Source organism: Bacillus sp. BB081, from assembly GCF_008368895.1.
GTDB lineage: Bacteria > Bacillota > Bacilli > Bacillales > Bacillaceae_G > Bacillus_A > Bacillus_A wiedmannii.
This window is the reverse complement of record NZ_QOZX01000096.1, coordinates 19,982-27,598: the sequence shown is the minus strand read 5'-3', so window position 1 is coordinate 27,598 and position 7,617 is coordinate 19,982. Positions and strand designations below refer to the sequence as shown.

Below are 7,617 nucleotides of genomic sequence, written 5' to 3'. Positions count from 1 at the left end.
AATAAAATCTTATTAATTTTTATAATTGGTAGAATTTTTATAGAAATAATTCTCTTAATATATTAAAATAACATTGTATTATGTCAGATTTTAATTAGGGGAGAGAAATTTTATGTTGAAAAAAATCATTCCAGTTGCTTTAGCATTAAGTACAGTTACTTTTACTAGTGTATTTGCTGCGCCTTCAGCCCAAGCAAGTACAGAACCAAACCGCTACATAGATGTACAAATGCTCGGTATTAACGATTTTCATGGGCAACTAGACACTGTAAAAAAAATTAACAATAAAGATGCAGGGGGAATTGAGTACTTAGGGGCTTATTTACGTGATCGTGAAAAACAAAATCCGAATACATTAAAGGTACATGCTGGCGATGTTGTTGGAGCAAGTACTCCTGTTTCAGCATTATTACAAGACGAACCTACGATTGAATTTCTAAATGATTTGAAATTCGATGTTGGAACCATAGGAAATCATGAATTTGATGAAGGTGTTGAGGAAATGAACCGCCTTATTTATGGTGGATACCATGAGAAAACAGGAAATTTTAAAGGAGCAAAATTCCCATATGTTGCTGCAAATTTCTATAATAAATCCACCGGTCGTTTATTTTTACCACCATTCACTATAAAAAAGGTACAAGGAGTTCCTGTTGGATTTATCGGAGTCGTAACAACGGATGTTCCTAACCTTGTTATGCCTACTATGCTAAAGAATGTAGAAATTACAGATGAAGTTGAAGCTATTAACAAATCCGTAAAGCAATTAAAAAAACTAGGCGTTAAATCTATCGTTGTTCTTGCGCATAACGGAGGTACAACAGATGGGAACGGCGTAACAAATGGTGATATCGTCCGATTAGCAAATGAGACTGATCCAGAAGTCGATGTTATTTTTGGTGGGCATAGCCACACCTATGTAAATGGAACTGTCAATAATAAACTTGTCGTACAAGCAAATTCTTATGGTATGGCTTTTGCTGATGTTGATGTAAAGATTGATCGTAAAACACAAGATATTGTTGAGAAAAAAGCAGAAATTGTTACAACTTACCATGAAGGCATGGAGCCTGATAAAAAAATAAAGAAGAAGATGGAGAAATATCAAGCAAAAATCGCACCTCTTGTCAATGAAGTTGTAGGTAAGTCTATTGCTCCACTAGATCGCAAACTCAATATGGCTGGTGAATCTACTCTTGGAAATTTAGTTGCTGATGCCCAGCGTACAACAATGCAATCCCAAATTGCACTTATGAATCCTGGTGGTATTCGTAATGACTTAGATGCTGGTGATATTACATGGGGAGAGATATATGGTATTCAACCATTCGGAAATCAATTAATAAAAGTAAATTTAACGGGTCAAGACATTCGTGATATTTTAAATCAACAATGGCAAAAAGACATAACAAGAATGCTTCAAATTTCAGGAATCCAATACACTTGGGATGCGAACAAGCCTAATGGAGAAAAAGTAACAAGTATTCGCTTAACAAATGGAGAAGAAATTAATCCTTCTAAAACTTACAGCGTCGTTGCGAACGCATTTCTAGCTTCAGGTGGAGATGGATTTGTATCCTTTAAAAACGGTAAAGATGCTGAAACAGGACCAACTGATTTTGAAGCATTAGTAGATTATATAAAAAAATCAAAAGAACCAATTCAGTCTATTATTGATGGAAGAATTCAAAAAATAAATTAGTTTTTTATTAATCTCAAAAACAAATAGATTACCTGTACGCTATACTTTTTAGTGTGCAGGTAATCTATTTTTTGTGGGGTTGAAATAAAGTCTTACTGTGGCCAAGGGGTATACCGTCTAGATGCAGAGTTCAGAAAAAAATGAAGTAAACAAAAAATAACCTCTAAATTAACTCTATGATAAAGAGACTACAAACAATCAAAATTTGGAACGTCATATTAACTACACTAATAACACATAGTGAAATTGGATACTTTAGATAACATCATTTGTAACTAATATATATATTATAATGTTATGCGATAAGGAATTTACACTACAATGGATTGAAGCTTATGTAGTTTTATATTCTTATAAAAGAATTAAGGATTTCTTAAGAACCTATTAAGAAATAAGTGAGTTTTAGGAACTAGAATAAATGTATCTTAACAGTAATAAGAAAATGAATGGTTTAAACGGAAGTTGGAAGAGTATGTAAAAAAGCTATAAGTAAATATTTCAGGAGGTTTTTATGAAAAAGAAAATAATTATTGCAATTGTTGCTTCTGCTATAACAATGACTCATGTTGTAGGAAATACTTATGCAGATTCGAAAACAGAGGTTTCTGTTACAGCTCCCTACAATACAAATCAAATAGCGAAATGGTTAGAAGCACATGCAAAGCCTTTAAAAACAACTAATCCAACTGTACCTCTTAATGATTTGAAACCACTTAAGAATATGGTAGGTTCAGCTTCAATTGTAGGTCTAGGTGAAGCTACGCATGGGGCTCATGAAGTTTTTACGATGAAACACCGTATTGTTAATTATTTAGTATCTGAAAAGGGCTTTACCAATCTAGTTTTAGAAGATGGATGGGACAGGGCCTTGGAACTTGATCGATATGTTCTTACTGGTAAGGGAAACCCAAGCCAACATCTAGCACCTGTATTTAAGACGAAAGAAATGCTAGATTTACTTGATTGGATTCGGCAATATAATGCTAATCCAAAACATAAATCTAAAGTACGTATCATCGGGATGGACATTCAATCAGTAAACGAGAATGTTTATAATAATATAATAGAATATATTAAAGCGAACAATTCAAAACTATTGCCTAGAGTAGAAGAGCAGATAAAAGGTCTTATTCCTGTAACAAAGGATATGAAAGCTTTTGAAAGCCTTACGAAAGAAGAAAAAGAAAAGTATATTTCAGATGCTAAACAAATTAGTGCTTTATTAGAAGAAAATAAAAGTTATTTAAATGGAAAATCTAAAGAGTTTGCATGGATAAAACAAAATGCTCGTATTATTGAACAGTTTACTACAATGTTAGCGTCACCTCCTGATAAACCATCGGATTTTTATTTGAAACATGATATTGCAATGTATGAAAATGCGAAGTGGACTGAAGAACATTTAGGAAAAACCATTGTATGGGGACATAATGGACACGTTTCGAAAACAAATATGCTTTCTTTTATATACCCTAAAGTAGCTGGGCAGCATTTGGCAGAATATTACGGAAAACGGTACGTATCTATTGGAACGTCAGTTTATGAAGGACAATACAATGTCAATAATAGCAATGGTGAATTCGGCCCATATGGAACATTAAAATCGGATGATCCAAACAGTTATAACTACATTTTTGGACAGGTGAAAAAAGATCAATTTTTTATTGATTTACGTAAGGCGAACGGCGTGACAAAAACTTGGTTAAACGAACAACATCCAATTTTCGCTGGAATAACTACCGAAGGGCCTGATATACCAAAAACTATTGATATATCATTAGGTAAAGCGTTTGATATACTCGTTCAAATTCAAAAAGTGAGTCCATCTCAACTACATCAATAAATTTAGAATAATGTGCCTTAATGACAACTTGAGAAGTGTTTCATATAATACTATGAAATTTGTTTTATATAGTAAGAAGAATAATCGTATTAGAAAAAATCAGCAATTTAACTTGTTAGGAGTAAAATGAATCTTCAATATGTAAAGCGCAAAAAACACTGAAGCGAAAAGCATCGGTGTTTTTTGCGCTTTCGGGCACAGATGCTACTTCAATCCTATTGTAGAAGTGATTTTGAATGTAAGGAATTTGTAAGGAATAGGTAAGAAAAAAGAGATTTTCATTGTGTAGGATAAAAATATAAGGAGGCGTGAAGGGGGGAACAAGTACGGCCTACATATAAAACAAACAATCAGTAACAAGAGTTTTTGTGAAAATAATGAGTACAATGATTGCAAATGCATTGTTGCCTTTTCATCATTGGGAGAATGGATAGCTGTGTGGTTCGTATATGACACTGCTATCAACTATCTATACAATTTTAATAGAAGAGAGGAATTTTTTATGAAAACAAGCAGTAAAATTACATGTGCAAGTCTAGCACTTTTAATAGGTGGAAGTTCCCTGTTATACATAACACCAACATCAGTTGTAAAAGCAGAACCCGCGCAAAATGTATCTAGTTCGTTACAAACAAGTACGCAAAGCGATCGTACTTCCGTTAAGAAAGCAATACGAGATGAACTGCAACTTGGATACCCAGGAATACTCGCTCAAATTTCTAAGGGTGGTAAAACTTGGAGTTATACCGCTGGGATAGCGGATCTGAGAACTAAGAAACCAATGAAAGCAGATTTTCGCTTTCGCATTGGCAGTGTGACGAAAACGTTCATTGCAACAGTTCTACTTCAATTATCTGGAGAGAACCGTTTGAATCTAGACGACTCCATTGAAAAATGGTTACCTGGCGTTATTCAAGGAAACGGATATGATGGTAACCAGATTACGATCCGGCAAATATTGAATCATACAAGTGGTATTGCTGACTATATAAATTCAAAAGACTTTGATATTACGGATACAAAAAAATCGTATACGGCTGAAGAATTTGTAAAGATGGGGATTTCACTTCCCCCAGACTTTGCCCCAGGAAAGGGTTGGTCTTATTCAAACACAGGATACGTATTACTGGGGATCCTTATTGAAAAAGTAACTGGCAACAGTTATGCCGAAGAGGTTGAAAATCGGATTATTGAACCGCTTGATTTGTCAAATACATTTCTACCTGGCAATTCAAGCGTGATTCCAGGCACCAAGCATGCCCGTGGCTATTTGCAACTAGACGGAGCGAGTGAGCTAAAAGACGTTACGTATATTAACCCAGGTAGCTCGGATGGAGATATGATTTCTACTGCTGACGACTTAAACAAATTCTTCTCTTACTTACTAGGTGGCAAATTACTGAAGGAACAGCAATTAAAACAAATGCTTACTACAGTTCCTACAAATAGAGAGGGAACCGGATATGGTCTTGGAATCCTTGAAATTAAGCTTCCGAACGGTGTCTCGGTATGGGGACACAGGGGGGCTGTTCCAGGGTTTTCCACTTTTGTTGGTGGAACACTTGGAGGTAAACATACACTCGCTATCAATTCGAACAGTTTAAACATTAATAACCCGGAATTTTTTAAAAACATTTTACTTGCTGAATTTAGCAAGTAGACAAAAAGGAAAACTGGATAAATTTATCATTTGCAATTTCAATAGGAATGGATTAACCCTTGGAATGAGTATAGAGGGCATTAAGTATCTAGAAATAATCAAACCAATAATGAGAGATTGCTAAGTAAAAGGATTTGTTTATATATTGTATTCTCTCCAGCCGATTAAAAAAGTAACAGATATAATGAGTGATTATTGTGTATACATTATTGCATTTGTGTTGGTATCGTCACTGATTATAAATTTGTATAAGATGCGAAGTCTAATTTACGACTTCGCACTTTTGTTGTTTAACAGCTATTATTACTAAGCTATTATTAATAGCAAAAAGGAGAATGTAACTAGTTATGCAGATGAATCTTGGCACAGGCGCTATGTAGGAGATTTTGCTGAAAATAAATTTAGAAGAATATATGAATTAGAGACATGAAAGCTGAAGTGAATTTTAGTAGTTTTTATGCTTATCAGTTACTTGAAATTCTAGCTGTTTTGTGTGCATAGTTTTTCCCTCTGTGATTGATAGCGCATAGATATGAGGCTTATTTTATATGTATATTCATGTTACCGAGTATACATTGAGTGAGATTTTTTTAGAACTAAATACAGTGTTATCCCCTAATGGTGAAAATAGTATTTGAATATTGTAGGGCTCTTAAGTGTTTTTAGATTTTTAAAGCCCGGTCATTTTAACCAAAATTTTCATAGAAATACCTTTAAAAAGAACATTAGTTCGTATATAATAAGAACGAATGTTCTTTTTGTTAGGAGTGATAACCTTGTATGATTATTCTCTTTTACCGAATCGTATTATTTTATGTGTAGATCTTCGTAGCTTTTATGCAAGCGTATCATGTATTAAAAAAGGACTTGATCCACGATATACAAAATTGGCTGTTGTAGGAGATGTAAACCGTAGTGGATCAATCGTATTGGCAGCAACACCGCCATTAAAAGCGCTAGGAATTAAGAAAATGGCACGGTTGTACGAAATACCGAAGCGACCAGATATTATTATTGTGAATCCGATTATGCATACGTATATGAAATGTTCAACTTACATAACAGGTTTAGCTTTACAGTATGTTGCGCCAGAAGATTTTCATCAATATAGTATTGATGAGTTTTTTATGGACATGACCGCGAGTATTCATTTGTTTGAGAGTAATCCGTGCGAGTTTGCATTAAAGTTTAAGCGAGAAATATATGAACGTACACGGATTGAAAGTACGATTGGTATTGGGCCAAATTTATTATTGAGTAAAGTAGCGATGGATGTGGAAGCGAAAAAGAATAAGGATGGAATAGCGCAGTGGACGTATGACGATATACCCGAGAAGTTATGGAGTATTAGACCACTCAGTAAATTTTGGGGTATATCGTATAAAACAGAAATGAAATTGAATCGAAAAGGTATACATACAATTGGAGAATTAGCGCAGTACCCATTAAAGTATTTAAAACAATCATTTGGTGTAATAGGAGAAGAATTACACTTGCATAGTAACGGGATTGATTTCAGCAGAATAGCAGAGAAATATGTTCCAGCGACAACATCTATAGCGAAAAGCCAAATATTATTTCGTGATTATTCGGTAGAAGAGTTCATCGTTATTTTATTAGAGCATGTAGAAGAAGTTTGTTACAGATTGAGACGAGAAAAGAAATACGCACAAACGATCCATTTTTCAGTTGGATATAGTAAGGAATACGGAGGAGGAATAAAAAAAGCACATACGTTAAACAGAGCAACAAATTTAACAATGGATATTTACAATGTTTGTACATATTTTTTATACGAGCGGCATACAGGGGAGCCGATTCGATCGATAAGTCTTTCCTTAACAAATTTAATACATGAAGGAGAAGAGCAAATTTCGCTTTTCGATAACATTATACAAAGAGAAAAAGAAATGAGATTAACGAAAGTTATGGACGAAATTCGAACACGATTTGGTAAGAACAGTATTTTACGTGGGATTTCTTACACAAGCGTCGCAACCGCAAGATATAGAAACACATTATTAGGAGGACATAAATCGTGAAGAATGCTAATATGCCGAAAGGAAGAGGAATGGTAAAGTGGCAACCGTTTGCTAGTATGCCAGAGCAGTTTGTCTGTATTAAAGAAATGATACAGGAACAAACAAAAGTCCCGCGTCCGATCTTAACGCAAGATGCAAAAGAAAGGATTGAAAATAAGCTGTTAATTTCATATTTAGGTGAAGAAGAGGTTTTACTTACATATTATAAAGATGGCTATTTATATAAAAATTACATAACAGTAGCTGATATAAATCCGTTAAAAGAAACGATTACTTGTACGGATGCTTTTCATAATCAAAGAATAGTTAAGTTTGGTGATGTAATTGAGGTCGAGTAAAGTGTGAATTAAATCCATATAAAGGTTTATGG

Annotated in this window: 5 protein-coding genes; all 5 read left to right on the top strand. The window is 34.1% G+C overall.

Translation table 11 applies throughout. The annotated features are described in order from the left end of the window. The first annotated feature begins 112 nt into the window (after nt 1–112). The 5 genes from DN394_RS26685 to DN394_RS26660 all read left to right on the top strand — a co-directional run bounded on the left by DN394_RS26685 (nt 113) and on the right by DN394_RS26660 (nt 7,585). Complete coding sequence (locus DN394_RS26685; RefSeq protein ID WP_098084600.1) at nt 113–1,702, top strand: bifunctional metallophosphatase/5'-nucleotidase; 1,590 nt, start codon at nt 113–115, stop codon at nt 1,700–1,702. Nucleotides 1,703–2,213: 511 nt separating this feature from the next. Continuing rightward, on the top strand, nt 2,214–3,545 hold the full coding sequence (locus tag DN394_RS26680; RefSeq protein WP_149294414.1) for an erythromycin esterase family protein: 1,332 nt from the start codon (nt 2,214–2,216) through the stop codon (nt 3,543–3,545). Nucleotides 3,546–4,047: 502 nt separating this feature from the next. Next, the gene (locus tag DN394_RS26675; RefSeq protein WP_097915275.1) at nt 4,048–5,205 is read left to right on the top strand and encodes a serine hydrolase domain-containing protein; all 1,158 of its coding nucleotides are present in this window, start codon (nt 4,048–4,050) and stop codon (nt 5,203–5,205) included. 776 nt (nt 5,206–5,981) lie between these two features. After that, nucleotides 5,982–7,247, top strand: a complete 1,266-nt coding sequence (locus DN394_RS26665; RefSeq protein WP_149294413.1) for a Y-family DNA polymerase — start codon at nt 5,982–5,984, stop codon at nt 7,245–7,247. Further along, complete coding sequence (locus DN394_RS26660; protein WP_098084605.1) at nt 7,244–7,585, top strand: YolD-like family protein; 342 nt, start codon at nt 7,244–7,246, stop codon at nt 7,583–7,585. Before DN394_RS26665 ends, DN394_RS26660 begins: the two co-directional genes overlap by 4 nt. Nucleotides 7,586–7,617: the final 32 nt, after the last annotated feature.

Coding starts and splice junctions, on each gene's coding strand:
- DN394_RS26685 (WP_098084600.1), top strand. CDS start 113: ATGTTGAAAAAAATCATTCCAGTTGCTTTAGCATTAAGTACAGTTACT.
- DN394_RS26680 (WP_149294414.1), top strand. CDS start 2,214: ATGAAAAAGAAAATAATTATTGCAATTGTTGCTTCTGCTATAACAATG.
- DN394_RS26675 (WP_097915275.1), top strand. CDS start 4,048: ATGAAAACAAGCAGTAAAATTACATGTGCAAGTCTAGCACTTTTAATA.